Source organism: Kitasatospora sp. NPDC050543, from assembly GCF_044457565.1.
In the GTDB taxonomy this organism is placed as follows: domain Bacteria; phylum Actinomycetota; class Actinomycetes; order Streptomycetales; family Streptomycetaceae; genus Kitasatospora.
The window spans coordinates 343,027-358,244 of sequence record NZ_JBITGZ010000005.1 but is presented as its reverse complement, the minus strand read 5'-3'; the positions used below and the strand labels follow the sequence as shown (position 1 = coordinate 358,244).

Annotated in this window: 11 protein-coding genes, 1 pseudogene and 1 riboswitch; of the genes and pseudogenes, 4 read left to right on the top strand and 8 right to left on the bottom strand. The window is 72.9% G+C overall.

What is annotated here, in order from left to right; genetic code table 11:
* Both ACIBH3_RS09325 and ACIBH3_RS09320 read right to left on the bottom strand, forming a co-directional pair.
* On the bottom strand, positions 1-722 hold a 722-nt coding region (locus ACIBH3_RS09325), incomplete at its 3' end, for an MFS transporter (RefSeq protein ID WP_396311300.1).
* Between the two features lie 188 nt (positions 723-910).
* Positions 911-2,284 carry a PRC and DUF2382 domain-containing protein gene (locus ACIBH3_RS09320; RefSeq protein ID WP_396311299.1) on the bottom strand — a complete coding sequence of 458 codons (1,374 nt, stop codon included), beginning with the start codon at positions 2,282-2,284 and terminating at the stop codon, positions 911-913.
* Between the two features lie 224 nt (positions 2,285-2,508).
* Positions 2,509-2,612: riboswitch (glycine riboswitch) on the top strand.
* Positions 2,613-2,849: 237 nt separating this feature from the next.
* Here ACIBH3_RS09320 and gcvP point away from each other — a divergent pair.
* Complete coding sequence (gcvP, locus tag ACIBH3_RS09315) at positions 2,850-5,750, top strand: aminomethyl-transferring glycine dehydrogenase (protein WP_396311315.1); 2,901 nt, start codon at positions 2,850-2,852, stop codon at positions 5,748-5,750.
* A 99-nt stretch (positions 5,751-5,849) separates the two neighbouring features.
* Here the strand turns inward: gcvP and ACIBH3_RS09310 are convergent, their stop codons facing one another.
* Positions 5,850-6,044, bottom strand: a complete 195-nt coding sequence (locus ACIBH3_RS09310; protein WP_396311298.1) for a DUF5999 family protein — start codon at positions 6,042-6,044, stop codon at positions 5,850-5,852.
* Between the two features lie 441 nt (positions 6,045-6,485).
* Positions 6,486-7,058, bottom strand: coding sequence for a hypothetical protein (locus tag ACIBH3_RS09305; protein ID WP_396311297.1), 573 nt, complete (start codon positions 7,056-7,058; stop codon positions 6,486-6,488).
* 361 nt (positions 7,059-7,419) lie between these two features.
* On the opposite strand from ACIBH3_RS09305, the gene ACIBH3_RS09300 reads away from it, so the two are divergent.
* A complete protein-coding gene (locus ACIBH3_RS09300) occupies positions 7,420-8,925 on the top strand; it encodes a glutamate--cysteine ligase (protein ID WP_396311296.1) in 1,506 nt (501 codons plus the stop codon).
* A 105-nt stretch (positions 8,926-9,030) separates the two neighbouring features.
* Positions 9,031-9,819 (top strand): CPBP family intramembrane glutamic endopeptidase, encoded by a 789-nt coding sequence (locus ACIBH3_RS09295; protein WP_396311295.1) that lies wholly within the window; start codon positions 9,031-9,033, stop codon positions 9,817-9,819.
* A 56-nt stretch (positions 9,820-9,875) separates the two neighbouring features.
* Here ACIBH3_RS09295 and ACIBH3_RS09290 read toward each other — a convergent pair whose 3' ends face one another.
* From ACIBH3_RS09290 to ACIBH3_RS09275, 4 genes and pseudogenes are all read right to left on the bottom strand, one after another.
* Positions 9,876-10,577: a dienelactone hydrolase family protein gene (locus tag ACIBH3_RS09290; protein WP_396311294.1), complete on the bottom strand. Its 702-nt coding sequence runs from the start codon at positions 10,575-10,577 to the stop codon at positions 9,876-9,878.
* Between the two features lie 198 nt (positions 10,578-10,775).
* Positions 10,776-12,109: pseudogene (locus tag ACIBH3_RS09285) on the bottom strand (sugar porter family MFS transporter).
* A 310-nt stretch (positions 12,110-12,419) separates the two neighbouring features.
* Entirely contained in the window at positions 12,420-13,079 is a 660-nt protein-coding gene (locus tag ACIBH3_RS09280; protein WP_396311293.1) for an FMN-binding negative transcriptional regulator, read from the bottom strand.
* Positions 13,080-13,092: 13 nt separating this feature from the next.
* Positions 13,093-13,749: a pyridoxamine 5'-phosphate oxidase family protein gene (locus ACIBH3_RS09275; RefSeq protein WP_396311292.1), complete on the bottom strand. Its 657-nt coding sequence runs from the start codon at positions 13,747-13,749 to the stop codon at positions 13,093-13,095.
* 34 nt (positions 13,750-13,783) lie between these two features.
* On the opposite strand from ACIBH3_RS09275, the gene ACIBH3_RS09270 reads away from it, so the two are divergent.
* The gene (locus ACIBH3_RS09270; protein ID WP_396311291.1) at positions 13,784-15,136 is read left to right on the top strand and encodes an aminotransferase class I/II-fold pyridoxal phosphate-dependent enzyme; all 1,353 of its coding nucleotides are present in this window, start codon (positions 13,784-13,786) and stop codon (positions 15,134-15,136) included.
* The last annotated feature ends 82 nt before the right edge of the window (positions 15,137-15,218 follow it).

The window sequence follows — 15,218 nt, the reverse complement described above, 5'->3', positions numbered from 1 at the left end:
GCGAACAGGCCCAGGGTGCGGTTGGAGGTCCAGCCCCAGTTGTTGCCCTGGCTGACGGCGACGAGCAGGGCGGAGAGCCAGGCGGCGAGGGTGATGGCGCCGAGCGGGTCGGCGCCGCCCTCCTGGTCGGTGACCGGGTCGGTGGGCACCCGGAAGGCGACCAGGGCGAGGGCGAGCAGGCCGAAGATCAGGCCCATCCAGAAGATCGACTTGTAGTTCCAGTGCTCCAGCAGGAGGCCGGTGGCGACCAGGCCGAGGCCGCTGCCGACGCCCATCGAGGCGCTGATGGCGGCGACGCCGCCGGTCACCTTCTGCTTCGGGAGTTCGTCGCGGACGATGCTGATCGCCAGCGGCAGCACGCCACCGCCGGCGCCCTGGAGGACGCGGGCGACGACCAGCCAGGTGAAGGAGTGGGTGCTCACCGCAAGGGCGGAGCCGGCCACCAGACCCGCGAGTGAGATCAGCAGCATCGGCTTGCGGCCGCGCAGGTCACCGAAGCGGCCGAGCAGCGGCGTGAGCACGGCGGCGGACAGCAGGTTGGCCGTCATCAGCCAGGTGATGCTGGATCCGGAGACGCTCAGCTCCTTGGCGAGCGAGGGCAGGATCGGGACGACCGCGGTCTGCACCACGCTGAACGCCAGCATCGCCAGTACCAGGGCGGGCAGGACCCGGGCGCTGCTCTGCTTCTCGGCCGTGGCGGCGGGCTGTGGTGCCTCACTCACGGTGGTTCCTCCAGTTACGTGCGCCCGAGGCAAGTGCTTCAGGCAGGTGAAAGTAAATGAACTGAAGCAACCATGCCGCGAGATACTTCATTGTGTCAAATATCGATCGGTGAAGCTTTGGCAAAGCGCAGTCCCCCGGACGGGGTGGTCCGGGGGACTGCGGGGGAGCGCGGGGTCGGGCGGGCCGCTCAGGCCAGGGGGCGCAGCGGCAGCGGCTTGAGCAGGTCGGCCGTGGGGGCGGACATCGCCATGCCGGACCCGCCGGTGTTGGTGCCGGTGGTGTTGGTACCACCGGCGTTGGTACCGGTGGTGCCCGAGGTGCCGGTGGCGTTGGGCGGCTGCGCAGTGGTGCCGGGGGCGTCCGTCGATGACATGCCCGGTCCGGAGGTGCCCGCGGTGGTGGCACCCGGGGTGGCGCCGGCATCGGAGCTGTCGTGGATCTCCACGTGCTCGCGGTGCAGCTCCTCGCGCACGACGTGGTCGTCGGTGTAGCGCTCGACCACCAGCCGTACCCGCTCGACCGGCACCAGGTACTTGCGCACCACCGGCCGTTCCTCCCGCAGTGTCACCTCCTCCACGGCCTCGGCGATCTCCTGCTGGGTGAGCGCGTCCCGCTCGCCCTCGCTGACCGGCACCCGCTCGACGCGCACCCGCTCGCGGACCACCGGGACATGGCGCTCGACCGTCTCGCTGGTGACGTACCTGCGCAGCCGGGCGGTGTACATCACCTGCCACTCGGTGGTGATGTCGATCCGCTCCTCGTGGCAGGTGATCTCCAGCAGGCCGCCCGGCCCCGTACCGGCAGGGCCCTGCGCCGTACCCGCCTCCATGGCCGCGCCGGGGGTGGCCGGCGGGCGGGCGGTGGACGACGGGGCGGTTCCGGCGACGGCGCGGACGTTTGTCTCCTCGACGGCCGGGGGCTTGCGGTCCAGCCCGGCCGACTGGCTCTGCGAGGTGAGGCCGATCGCCTGGGCCGGAGGCTGTGCGGGTGGGGCCGGCATCTGGGTGGTGGCGGCCGGCGGGGCCGCCTCCATGGTCTTCGGCGGCTCGGGGGTCTTGGTCATCGGCGTGGGGGCCGGCGTCGACACCTGGGTGGTGGCCGCGGCCGCCGCTGCGGCTGCCGCTGCCGCCGGGGGAGCAGCCGGAGGCGCGGGGGGCGCCGCGGCGGGGGGCTGCGGCGGGGCCCCGAAGTCCAGGTCCGCCGGGCGGGAGCCCGAGGTGCTGTCCTGCGCGGCCTGACGGCCCTCCGTCGGGGTGTCCAGTCCGTAGTAGCGGTACAGCTGGAGTTCCTGGGCGGGCGACAGGTGCTGACCGACGCCGAAGTCGGGGGACTCTTTCACCAGCGACTTGTCGTACGGAACCCGCAGCTCCTCGCCCAGGAACTCGCTGGTCGTCAACGGGACGAAGGCGTCCCGCCCGAAGATGCCCGTCCGCACCGCCGCCCACTCGGGCTCGCCGGTCGCGTCGTCCAGGTACACCTCGTCGACGGTGCCGATCTTGTCTCCGTTGCGGTCGACCGCCTTGTGTCCGATCAGGTCTCGGGGGTCGATGTCGGTCTGCACTCTTTCCTCCAGTGCGCTGGCTGCTGCGGAGCTCCCGTGGGGGACGGCTGGAGGGCCCTTCCCATCCGCCACTTCACACCAAAAGCCATGTACCGGGCGGCTGCGAGCGGAGCGCCGCCGTCCGGGCCGGTACTGGGCCGGACGGGGGACTCCGGGACGCCCGGCGACGAGTCGGTGGGACCCGTGATCGAACGCGTTTGCGCTGGTACCCTGGGCGCGACCGCCGAGCCCGCTCGGGAGAGTCCCCGACCGTCGCCAGCCGCGGTGGGGGCGCCGAAGGAGCAACTCCTCCCCGGAATCTCTCAGGCATCCGTACCGTGTGGGATAGGTCACTCTGGAAAGCAGGGCAGGACCGCCGGCGAGGGAGCCGACGGCCACCACCCTCACCGACGGTGCAAGCCGGCGGGGCGACCCACGCCCCGTGCGGGCGAAGCTCTCAGGTCCCGATGACAGAGGGGGAGGCCTGTTGGGTTCGTCCGCCCGGGCCGATCCGCTGTCCGCAGCGGCCAAGTCCGTCCCGGCGTGCGTGCCCCCGCCGGTCCGTGACCAGGAGGCCTCGACCACCATGAACGCCCAGCCGAACGCCGGTCGCCCGCAGAGCACCGCGACCCTTGCCGAGCTTGAGCAGGCCAGCCCCTTCGAGACCCGCCACATCGGCCCCGACGCCGAGGCGCAGGAGAAGATGCTCGCCCAGGTGGGCTACGGCTCCCTGGACGAGCTGTCCGCCGCCGCCGTGCCCGAGGCGATCCGCTCCATCACCGGACTGGACCTGCCCGCGGGCCGCAGCGAGGCCCAGGTCCTGGCCGAGCTGCGCGAGCTGGCCTCCCGCAACCAGGTGCTCACGCCGATGATCGGCCTGGGCTACTACGGCACCTTCACCCCGCCGGTCATCCTGCGCAACGTGCTGGAGAACCCGGCCTGGTACACCGCGTACACGCCGTACCAGCCGGAGATCTCGCAGGGCCGCCTGGAGGCGCTGCTCAACTTCCAGACCGTCGTCTCCGACCTGACCGGCCTGCCGACCTCCGGCTCCTCGCTGCTCGACGAGGGCACCGCGGCCGCCGAGGCGATGGCGCTGGCCCGCCGGGTGGGCAAGGTCAAGGGCGGGGTCTTCCTGATCGATGCCGAGACCCTCCCGCAGACCATCGCCGTCATCCAGACCCGCGCCGAGCCGACCGGTGTGGAGGTCGTGGTCGCCGACCTGTCCGAGGGCATCCCGGCCGAGGTCGCCGAGCGTGGCGTCTTCGGTGTGCTGCTCCAGTACCCCGGTGCCACCGGCGTCGTGCGTGACCTGGCCCCGGTCATCGAGCAGGCGCACGGCCTCGGCGCGATCGTCGCCGTCGCCGCCGACCTGCTGGCGCTGACCCTGCTCAAGTCCCCCGGCTCGCTGGGCGCGGACATCGCCTGCGGCACCTCGCAGCGCTTCGGTGTCCCGATGGGCTTCGGCGGCCCGCACGCCGGCTACCTCTCGGTGCGCGCCGAGTACGCCCGCTCGCTGCCCGGCCGCTTGGTCGGCGTCTCCGTCGACGCGGACGGCAACCGTGCCTACCGCCTCGCCCTGCAGACCCGCGAGCAGCACATCCGCCGCGAGAAGGCGACCAGCAACATCTGTACCGCGCAGGTGCTGCTCGCCGTCATGGCCTCGATGTACGCCGTCTACCACGGCCCCGACGGCCTGGCCGACATCGCCCGCCGCACCCACCGCTACGCGGCCGCGCTCGCCAAGGGCCTGCGCGCCGGTGGCGTGGAGCTGCTGCACGGCGAGTTCTTCGACACCGTCACCGCCCGCGTCCCGGGCCGCGCCGGCGCCGTCGCCGCGGCCGCGCGCGCCGAGGGCATCAACGTCCACCAGGACGGCGAGGACCTCATCTCGGTCTCCTGCGACGAGACCACCACCCGCGAGCACCTGGCCGGCGTCTGGGCCGCCTTCGGTGTCGAGGGCGTGGAACCGGACGAGAGCGCCGAGGCGCTGCCCGCCGCGCTGCTGCGCGAGGACGAGTACCTCACCCACCCGGTCTTCCACAGCCACCGCTCCGAGACGGCGATGCTGCGCTACCTGCGCCGCCTGTCGGACCGCGACTACGCGCTGGACCGCGGCATGATCCCGCTGGGCTCCTGCACCATGAAGCTCAATGCGACCACCGAGATGGAGCCGGTGACCTGGCCCGAGTTCGGCCATCTGCACCCGTTCGCGCCGATCGACCAGGCCCAGGGCTTCCTGACGCTGATCCGCCAGCTGGAGCAGCAGCTGGTCGAGGTGACGGGCTACGACGCCGTCTCCATCCAGCCGAACGCGGGTTCCCAGGGCGAGCTGGCCGGCCTGCTGGCCGTGCGCGCCTACCACCAGGCCAACGGCGACACCCAGCGCGACGTCTGCCTCATCCCCGCCTCCGCGCACGGCACCAACGCGGCCTCGGCCGTGATGGCCGGCATGCGCGTGGTCGTGGTGAAGACTCTGACCGACGGTGACGTGGACGTCGAGGACCTCCAGGCCAAGATCGAGCAGCACCGCGACCAGCTCGCCGTGCTGATGGTCACCTACCCGTCGACGCACGGCGTGTTCGAGACCGAGATCACCGACATCTGCGCGGCCGTGCACGAGGCCGGCGGCCAGGTGTACGTGGACGGCGCCAACCTGAACGCCCTGGTGGGCCTCGCCAAGCCGGGCAAGTTCGGCGCGGACGTCTCGCACCTGAACCTGCACAAGACCTTCTGCATCCCGCACGGCGGCGGCGGCCCGGGCGTCGGCCCGGTCGCGGTGCGCGCGCACCTCGCGCCGTACCTGCCCAACCACCCGCTGCAGTCGGAGGCCGGCCCGGCCACCGGTGTCGGACCGATCTCGGCGGCGCCGTGGGGTTCGGCCGCGATCCTGCCGATCTCCTGGGCGTACGTGCGCCTGATGGGCGGCGAGGGCCTCAAGCGCGCCACCCAGGTCGCGGTGCTGAACGCCAACTACATCGCCAAGCGCCTGGCCCCGCACTTCCCGGTGCTCTACACGGGCCCCGGCGGTCTGGTGGCGCACGAGTGCATCATCGACCTGCGTCCGCTCACCAAGGAGACGGGCGTGACGGTGGACGACATCGCCAAGCGCCTGATCGACTACGGCTTCCACGCGCCGACGATGTCGTTCCCGGTGGCCGGCACGCTGATGATCGAGCCCACCGAGTCCGAGGACCTGCACGAGATCGACCGCTTCTGCGCGGCGATGATCGAGATCCGTGCGGAGATCGACAAGGTCGGGGCCGGCAAGTGGGCGGCGGACGACAACCCGCTGCGCAACGCCCCGCACACCGCCGCCACCCTGGCCGGCGACTGGGCGCACGGCTACTCGCGGCACGAGGCGGTCTTCCCTGCCGGGGTCAACCCGGCCGACAAGTACTGGCCGCCGGTGAGCCGGATCGACGGCGCGTACGGCGACCGCAACCTGGTCTGCTCCTGCCCGCCGCTGGACGAGTACGGCGCCTGAGTGTGACCTGAGTACGACGAACGAGGGCCCGGCACAAGCGCTTGTGCCGGGCCCTCGGGCGCTCGCCGTCCACGCCGGGTGGGCGGCGGACTCCCGCGGTCAGGTCGTGGCGCCGGCCAGCGGACGGCGTGGGGCGATCACCCGGCCGTCGGGCAGCAGCTCCCCGGTGTCCTCGAAGAGCAGGACGCCGTTGCAGAGCAGGCTCCACCCCTGCTCGGGGTGGCAGGCCACCGGGACAGCTGCCTCGCGGTCCTCGGACTCGGCCGACGGGCACTCAGGACGGTGCTGGCACATGTCGTACCCTCGCTTCGCATTGCGATCCTCCCCGTGGTGCGGGTTCCGGCGAGAATCGGCCGGCTGCCGCCGCGGTAGTCGGATCCTGTCCCGCCGGCCCAGGTGTGAGCCGGCGCTTCTGTGGGTAGGACAGGTGGACCTTCCACGCTGGTTCCCAGTGTCGGCGTCCTGGGACCGTCGCGCAGCAATTTGGTGACATGCGCCACAACTACCGGGCAGAGATCACCCATTCAGATGGTGGCAGGCGCAGCTGAATGCCGGACGGGCATCGCATCGGGTGGCCCGATCGGGCCATACCGGATGACCCGTCCGGGTGACGGGTGACGGGTGATGGACCGCGGGTGAGCGAGGTGGTGGCGTCGGGCGGCCGGGCCGGGCGGACGTGGAGCCACCGGTCGGGGGTGGCGGCGGCGGGCGGGCCCGGAGGGTGGTCCGGTGGGATCAGGACATGCCGAGCACCAGCGGTTTGGTGAGCGCGGCCCGGGCGAGGATGGCGAGCAGGTCGGCCGCCGGATAGGCCCGGTGCGCGGTGATGCCCAGTGGGGCGGGCGCGAGCGGGATCAGCAGGTCGGCGGCCGGGGTGGCGTCGGGGCTGTGCAGCCACAGTGCGGTGGCGTAGTGGCCGGGGATCGACAGCAGCCGGGGCTGGTGGCGGCCCCGCACGGACTGGGCGAGCTGCCAGGCATGGCGCAGCGCCCGGACGGTGGAGTCGAGGTAGGGCCCGGCCGTGAAGTGCGAGAACGTATGGCCCTCCATGCCCAGCACCACCTCCGCCGCAGCGGCCACCTCGTTGCCGTCCTTGATCAGGAAGCGCCAGCCCGTACGCCGCGCGGTCGCGAGCGCGGGGCGCTGGCCGTCCAGTACATGGACCGCGAGCGGGTGCGCGGGCAGCAGTGGCCCGGCCCGGTGCCGCAGGGCGGCGGCGGCCGGCTGGCGCAGTGCCGTCTCCGAGTCGAGCGCGGCCAGGACGGCGCGCAGGGCGCTGGGCGGGGGCTGGGGGGTCTGCAGAGTCATGGGCGGGGTCGCCTCTCCGTGCGAGATCGGCGTGCGAGTGTGCGGCATACCGGCGTGGCTCGGTGTGTCGGGGTGTGACGGGACCTGGCCGTGTCCGGTTGGGCATGATCGCGTGCGGGCGCGGCTGTCACCGTCGACAGGGGGTTTCGGAGCGGTGCGGGGCCGGGCCGGTGCGCAGTGCGAATTCTACTCGAACAGGTGCGCAGGGTGACCTGTTTATCACGTTCAGTGTCCCCGGGCAAGTCCGAAGTTGACTGAAAGACCGTCAGTTCTCTTGTCCGGTCGCCTGTTCGGTGCCGTCGGGTATCGATCTTCGGGATGGGCATGATGCTTGCACGGTCGGCCTAGGAGGAGGGGACCAATGGGCGAGAAGGTCGTGGCCACGCGAGCGGACCTGTCGGACCGGCAGCTGTACCGCCGCAAGCTCCAGTCCTGTCTCGACGCGCTCGACAGGATGCTCAGGGAGGACAGGTTCGACCGGCCCAGGGCGGTGCTGGGCCTGGAGATCGAGCTCAACCTGGCCGACGAGCACGGACAGCCGCTCATGCACAACGAACAGGTGCTCAGTGCCATCGCCTCCAGTGACTTCCAGACCGAACTCGGCCGGTTCAACATCGAGGTCAACATCGCCCCGCACCGGCTCTGCGGCCATGTGCTGGAGGACCTCCGCGAGGAGATCGACACCGGCCTGCGCTACGCCGACCGTAAGGCGGCCGAGGTGGGTGCGCGGATCGTGATGGTCGGCATCCTCCCCACTCTGGAGAGCGAGCACACGGGACTGGACGCGATGTCCCACAACCAGCGCTACAGCCTGCTCAGCGACCAGATCCTGGCGGCGCGCGGCGAGGACATCGCGCTGGACATCGAGGGCGTCGAGCGCCTCCAGCTGGAGTCCGTCACGATGGTCGCGGAGGCCGCCGCCACCTCGCTCCAGATGCACCTCCAGGTCACCCCCGAGCGCTTCTCCTCGGTGTGGAACGCCGCCCAGGCGCTCTGCGCCCCGCAGCTGGCGCTCGGCGCCAACTCGCCGTTCCTGTTCGGCCGCGAGCTGTGGTGCGAGACCAGGCCGGTGCTCTTCCAGCAGGCCTGCGACACCCGTTCGGCCGAGCTCAAGGCACAGGGCGTACGCCCCATCACCTGGTTCGGCGAGCGCTGGGTCGACTCCGCGTACGACCTGTTCGAGGAGAACCTGCGCTACTTCCCCGCCCTGCTGCCGATCTGCGACGACGAGGACCCGGCCAAGGTGCTCGCCTCCGGCGGCATCCCGCGCCTCGCCGAGATGCGGCTGCACAACGGCACCATCTACCGTTGGAACCGGCCGGTGTACGACGTCGCCGACGGCGTGCCGCACCTGCGGGTGGAGAACCGGGCCCTGCCGGCCGGGCCGACCGTCGCCGACACCCTCGCCAACGCAGCGTTCTACTACGGGCTGGTCCGCGTCCTCGCGGAGCAGTCCAGGCCGGTCTGGACGCGGCTGCCCTTCGTCCAGGCGGACGCCAACTTCCAGCAGGCCGCGCGGTACGGCATCGACGCCGGTGTGCAGTGGCCGCGCAGCGGCCGGGCCGGGCGCGCCGGGGGCCTGACCGAGCTGCCGGCGGTCGAGCTGGTGCTGAACGAGCTGCTCCCGCTCGCCCACCAGGGCCTGGACGAGTGGGGCATCGAGGCCGCCGACCGGGACCGCTACCTGGGCATCATCGAGCAGCGCTGCCTGCGCCGCACCAACGGCGCCGCCTGGCAGAAGGCCACCTTCCACCGGCTGCGCGAGCACTTCGGGATGGACCGCCCGGCCGCGCTCGCGGCGATGACCCGCCGGTACATGGAGTACATGAAGGCGGGGGAGCCGGTGCACACCTGGCCGGTGGGGTGAGCCGACGGGGTGAGCCGCAGGGCCGGCCTCTCATCCTGGTATGGAAGGATGATCGCCCCGGTGGTCGGCCGACCACCGGGGCGAAGCCCGCCCGCTGGAGCACCCGTGACCACCGTTTCGAGCGAACCGGAGACCGCGACCCCCTCCCGGCGGCTGCTCGGTGTCGAACTGCTGACCGTCCTCGGCCTCTCCCTGGGAGCCAGCGGGATCGGCGCCCTGATCAGCTTCGCCGGATCGCTCACCCAGCCCCTCGCGCTCGGCCAGCAGGTCGCCACCCTCAACGGCTCGCGCGCCCCCGGCCGCCCCTGGCTGGACCTCGCCTGGCAGCTCTACTACATCGCACGCGGCCTGATGCCCGTCGTCCTGGTCGGCTATCTGCTGGTACGCGAGGGCACCTCGCTGCGCGTCCTCGGCTTCGACCTCGGCAGCAAGCTGCGCGACCTCGGCCGGGGCGCGGCCGTCGCCGCCGCGATCGGCGGCTCGGGGCTTGCCCTCTACCTGGCCTCGCAGGCCGCCGGATACAACCTGACGGTGGCGCCCTCCGGGCTGCCCGACGTCTGGTGGCGGGTGCCGGTGTTGCTCGCCTCGGCCTGGCAGAACGCCATCCTGGAGGAGGTCATCGTCCTCGGCTACCTGCTGCGCCGGCTCGGCCAGCTGGGCTGGAGCTGGCCTGCGACGGTGGTCGCCAGCTCGGTGCTGCGCGGCTCGTACCACCTGTACCAGGGGGTCGGCGGGCTGGTCGGCAACATGGTGATGGGCGCGGTGTTCTGCCTGCTGTACCGGCGCTGGGGGCGGGTGATGCCGCTGGTGGTCGCGCACGGTCTGATCGACTCGGTCGCCTTCGTCGGTTACGCCCTGCTGGCCGGCCACGTCAGCTGGCTGCCCACGGGCTGAGCCGGCCGGGCCGGGGAGGGGCGGCCCTGCCGCCAGGTGGAGCGTTCGCCGGGCGGTCAGCCGAGGTGGCCCCAGAGGAAGCTGAGGGTGCGGCGCCAGGCGATCCGGGACTGCAGGGCGTCGTAGGTGCCGGTGACGTTCTCCTCGTTCATGAAGGCGTGCCCGGCGGGGTAGAAGTGGATCTCCGGGCGCCGGTCGGTGGCCTCGCCGATCCGGATCGCGGCCTCGTCCACCTCCGCCGCCGGGTGGGAGCGGTCCAGCTCGCCGAAGTGGCCGAGCACATGGGCCGTCAGGCCCCGGTAGTCGTAGCCGGGCTCGCGCGGCAGGCCGTAGAAGGGCACCACGGCGGCGACCCGCTCGCCCTCCTCGGCCGCCAGCTCCAGGGCCAGGCCGCCGCCCAGGCAGAAGCCCGCGACCCCGACGGCGTCCCCCACCACGGCCCGGTCGCCGAGCAGGAACTCGACGGCGGCGCGAAGGTCCCGCGCGGCCTCCTCCCGGGGCGGCTCGTGCAGCAGCAGGTCGGCCTCGGCGCCGTCGTGGGCGGTGGGACCGGCGTACAGATCTGGGACGAGGACGACGAAGCCCTCGGCGGCGAAGCGGTCCGCCGTCGCGGTGATCTGCCCGGTCAGCCCCCATCGGTCGTGGATCAGGACCAGACCGGGCCCCACTCCCTGCGGTGGCAGGGCGAGATAGCCGTGCGCCCGGCGCCCATGGCTGGGGAAGGTGACGTTCTGCCGGGAGCCGCCCTGGTCAGGCATGGCTTTCTCTCCGTCGGTCGGGCCGCGAACGCAGGCGGGCCGCCGCCCCGCGGGGCGGGCCGCCGGGCCTGGCGGCCCGCCAGACGATGCTATGCGTGGCGTGGCGCCGGCGCGCTGCCTGCGTCGTACGCCGATCGGGTGACGCCGGTGGGGCCGGTGGGGCCGGTGGCGCTGCCGGCGTGGGGCGCGGGCGGGTGCTCAGCCCATCTCCTCCAGGGCGCGGCCCTTGGTCTCCCTGATGCAGAAGACCACGAACGGGATGGAGAGCAGGGCGAAGACCGTGTAGATGACGTAGGTGGCCGACAGGTTCCAGTCGGCGAGGTCGGGGAAGGTCACGGTGATCGCCCAGTTGGCGATCCACTGCGCGCTGGCGGCCACCGACAGGGCGAGCGCGCGGATGCGGTTGGGGAACATCTCGCCGAGCAGCACCCAGACCACCACGCCCCAGGAGAAGGCGAAGCAGAACACGAAGACGTGCGCGGCGACCAGCGCCACCGTAGCGTAGGTGTCGGCGAGGGTCGCGCTGTCCCCGGTGCCCTGCCGGTAGGAGAAGGCCCAGGCGGCGGTGGCGAGCGACAGCGCCATACCGACCGACCCGGCCACGGCCAGCGGCTTGCGGCCGATCCGGTCGACCAGTGCGATCGCGACCACCGTGCCGATCACGTTCACGATCGAGGTGGAGAGGCTGATCAGCAGGAATCACTCTCGTTGATGCCGACCGACTGCCAGAGGAAGGACGAGTAGTAGAAGATCACGTTGATGCCGACGAACTGCTGGAACACCGAGGCTCCGATGCCCACCCAGACGATCGGCAGCAGCCCGAACCGCCCGCCGAGCAGGTCCCTCGCCTGCGGCTTGTGGGCGGACTCCAGCACGGCGCGGATCTCGGCCACCCGGGCGTCCAGGTTCACGCCCGGTCCCTCCACCTCCAGCAGCACCGTGCGGGCCTGGTCCTCGCGGTGATCGGCGATCAGGTAGCGCGGGGACTCCGGGATGGCCAGCGCCATCAGCCCGTACACGATCGCGGGGATGGCCTCCACCCCGAGCATCCACTGCCAGGCCTGGATGCCGGCCAGGTGGCCGGTGGACTCGCCGCCGGCGGCCTGGTTCAGCGCGTAGTTGGCGAGTTGGGAGACGGTGATGCCGAGCACGATCGCGAGCTGCTGGAAGGAGGCAAGCCGCCCGCGGTAGGCCGTCGGGGAGACCTCGGCGATGTACGTGGGCGCGACCACCGACGCGATGCCGATCGCGACGCCGCCGACCACCCGCCACAGCGCCAGCACCTGGACGCTGGGCGGGAACATCGAGCCGATGCCGCTGATCGCGAAGAGCACCGAGGCCAGCAGCATCGTCCGCACCCGGCCCAGGTGGTCGGCCAGCCGGCCGGCGATCACCGCGCCGGCCGCGGAGCCGAGCAGCGCGATCGCCACCACGAAGGCCGTCTCGGCGTTGCCGACCCCGAAGTGCTGCTGGATCCCCGTCACCGCGCCGTTGATGACCGCGCTGTCGTAGCCGAACAGGAAGCCGCCCATGGCCGCCGCGGCCGAGATGAAGACGACGTGCCCGAGGTGCGGCTCGCCGACCGGCGCGCGGGCGCTGAGGGAGGACACGGGGAACTCCTGGGGGTACGCGGCCCGCGGGTCCGGCCGGGCGTGGACAGGGGTGCGCCCTCCATTCGACCAGCGGTGCGCGGCCTTCGCGCGCCGGGCGGGAGATCCGGTGGGTGTCGCACCCGCTGTTGACCCGTTCGGGTGAACCCGCGCACCGGGCCGCCCGGTTGGTCCTCCGGACGATCCGTCAGCCCGTACCGCGCCGTCAGGCCGTGCCGGCCCGTACCGGCCGTCAGCCCGCCGGGCAGCCGCCGCCGTCGGTCGCGGGCGGGCCGCCACGCAGGGCGGCCCGGCGCCGCAGCTGGGCCGAGACACCCGCGTCCAGGCCCCGGCCGCGCCCGGCCACCAGCCCGGCGAGGGCGTACTGCAGCTCGACCGGCTTCTTGTCGTCGTACTTGAACTTGGCGCGCACCTCGCGCACCGTCAGCCGCAGGCCGCGAATGCCCGGGAGCAGCCGGCCGAAGGGCTCCCCGCCCGGGACGACCCGGGTCTGCGGGGTCTCCGGCTGGAAGTGCGCGAGCTGGCGGTTGAGGATCTCGGCCTTGCCGGCCGGGTCCTCGACGGTCTCGGCGGTGCAGGAGAACTGCACGGAGGCGTAGTAGCTGGTCGGGGTGCCCGGGTCGCCGCGCCAGTGGCCGGGGGCGAAGGCGTAGTCGTCCGTCACCGCGAGCGTCACCTCGGGGTCGGCCCGGACGGCCGCCCAGAAGGGGTTCGGGGTGGCCAGGTGGAGCACGATCTCGCCCTGGTCGGCGTCCAGCAGGAAGTGCGTGGGTACCAGGACGGGGCCGCGGCCCGGCCCGCCGTTGGCGGCCAGCAGGCCGAAGTCCCGCCCGGCGGCCAGCCACCGGCGCCACTCGGGTTCGGCGCCGCGGTCCCAGCTCCTGATCAGCATGACCAGCCCCCGATCAGCGGAAGTCGCGCAGGTGCGCGGGCAGCGGCACGGTGGTCGAGTCGGCGGGCACGGGCGTGCCGTGCACCGTGGAGACCGGGACGACGCCCGCCCAGTACGGCAGGTCGAGGTCGGCCTCGTCGTCGTCGGCGCCGTCGTCGCGGGTCTTGGCCGAGACCTCGTCGAGCTCCAGGCGGACCACCGCGGTGGCGGCCAGCTCCTTGGCGTTGGCGGGGCGGACCTCGCCGGAGCGGCCGGGGATGGTGTGGTCAACCAGCGCGTCCAGCGCGACCGCGAGCTCCGCAGGGTCGGTGACCTGGTGGGCGACGCCGTGGGCGACCACCGAGCGGAAGTTGACGGAGTGGTTGAAGGCGGACTTGGTCAGCACCAGTGCGTCGACCTGGGTCACGGTGACGCAGACCTTCAGGCCGGCGTCGGCGGCGCCGCGCAGCGGCCGGCTGCCGGTGGAGCCGTGGATGTACAGGCGGCTGCCGACCCGCGCGTAGATGGTGGGCAGGACGACGGGTGCGTCGTCGGCTATGAAGCCGAGGTGGCAGATGTACGCGCTGTCGAGGATCGCGTGGATCGTCTCCCGCTCCCAGGTGGCCCGGTCCTTGTAGCGGGTCGGGGTGGTGCGGGTGGTGCGGGAGTACGCCGTGGTGCCGTCCGACATGACAACCTCTATGTACTAGTGCATAATCAACTTTGTGCTAGGAGACTATACGATCAAGGGACGGCGCGCCAGCGACATCGCGGCCGACATCGAGCAGGCCGTCACCGCCGGAGCGCTGCCGCCGGGCGCGGCCCTGCCGCCGCTGCGCGACCTGGCCACCGAACTCGGCGTCAACCCCAACACCGTCGCCGCCGCCTACCGCCTGCTGCGCGACCGCGGGGTGATCGAGACGGCCGGCCGCCGGGGCAGCCGGATCCGCCCGCGCCCCGCGCTCACCCCGCGTGAGGGGATCCGCGTCCCCGTGCCCGAACACGCCCGCGACCTGTCCGCCGGCAACCCCGACACCGCGCTGCTGCCCGCCCTCGGCCCCGCCCTGGCCGTCGCGGCCCACGCCGCCGACCGCGACCCGGTGCTCTACGGCCACCCCACGGCCGACCCCGGACTCCTGGGCCTGGCGCGGGAGTTCTACCGCGCGGACGGCCTGCCGGAGGGCTCGCTGGCGGTCGCCTCCGGGGCGCTGGACACCATCGAGCGGATCCTCGCCACCCAGCTGCGCCCGGGCGACCAGGTCGCCGTCGAGGACCCGGGCTGGGGCAGCCTGCTGGATCTGCTGCCCGCCCTGGGCCTGCGCCCGGCCCCCGTCCGGCTGGACGACGAGGGCCCGCTGCCCGACGCGCTCGCCGCCGCGCTGACCGCCGGCGCCCGGGCGGTGATCGTCACCAGCCGGGCCCAGAACCCCACCGGCGCCGCCCTCACCCCGGGGCGCGCGGCCGCGCTGCGCGCGGTGCTGGCCGCGCACCCCGACGTCCTGCTGATCGAGGACGATCACGGCCACGGCATCGTCGACCAGGCCTACCAGCCGCTGGTGCGCGGCCCGCAGGGGGAGCGGACCACCGCCCGCTGGGCTGTGGTCCGCTCCTGCGCCAAGGCGTACGGCCCCGACCTGCGGCTGTCGGTGTCGATCGGGGATCCGGACACCATGGCCCGGGTGCTCGGCCGCCAGCGGCTGGGCGCCGGGTGGGTCAGCCACCTGCTCCAGCGCACCGTCGCCGAGCTGTGGCGTACCGACGCGGCGCCGGTGGCCGAGGTCGCCGCCGCGTACCGGGCCCGCCGGGACGCCCTGCTGAACGCGCTTGCGGCGCACGGGATCGAGGCGCACGGCGCCAGCGGGCTGAACGTCTGGGTGCCCGTCCAGGACGAGTCCGGGACGCTGGCGGCGCTGGTGCAGCGGGGCTGGGTGGCGGCGCCCGGGGCGCGGTTCAGGATGCAGTCGCCGCCCGGCCTGCGCTTCACCGTGGCGAGCCTGCCGCCGGGCGAGGCGCCGCGGCTGGCCGACGATCTGGCGGCCGTGCTGGGAACGGGCGGCTCCGCCTCGCGACTGATCTGAACCGCCCGGTAACACAGCGAGAAAGGTGTTGCAGATACCTAGCGGTAACAAGCGCGAGCATGTCATGTTCTTCGCGCCACCG

Bases quoted from the DNA above. Each gene is read 5' to 3' on its own strand.
- gcvP (WP_396311315.1), top strand. From the start codon at position 2,850: ATGAACGCCCAGCCGAACGCCGGTCGCCCGCAGAGCACCGCGACCCTT.
- ACIBH3_RS09310 (WP_396311298.1), bottom strand. From the start codon at position 6,044: ATGTGCCAGCACCGTCCTGAGTGCCCGTCGGCCGAGTCCGAGGACCGC.
- ACIBH3_RS09305 (WP_396311297.1), bottom strand. From the start codon at position 7,058: ATGACTCTGCAGACCCCCCAGCCCCCGCCCAGCGCCCTGCGCGCCGTC.
- ACIBH3_RS09300 (WP_396311296.1), top strand. From the start codon at position 7,420: ATGGGCGAGAAGGTCGTGGCCACGCGAGCGGACCTGTCGGACCGGCAG.
- ACIBH3_RS09290 (WP_396311294.1), bottom strand. From the start codon at position 10,577: ATGCCTGACCAGGGCGGCTCCCGGCAGAACGTCACCTTCCCCAGCCAT.
- ACIBH3_RS09280 (WP_396311293.1), bottom strand. From the start codon at position 13,079: ATGCTGATCAGGAGCTGGGACCGCGGCGCCGAACCCGAGTGGCGCCGG.
- ACIBH3_RS09275 (WP_396311292.1), bottom strand. From the start codon at position 13,749: ATGTCGGACGGCACCACGGCGTACTCCCGCACCACCCGCACCACCCCG.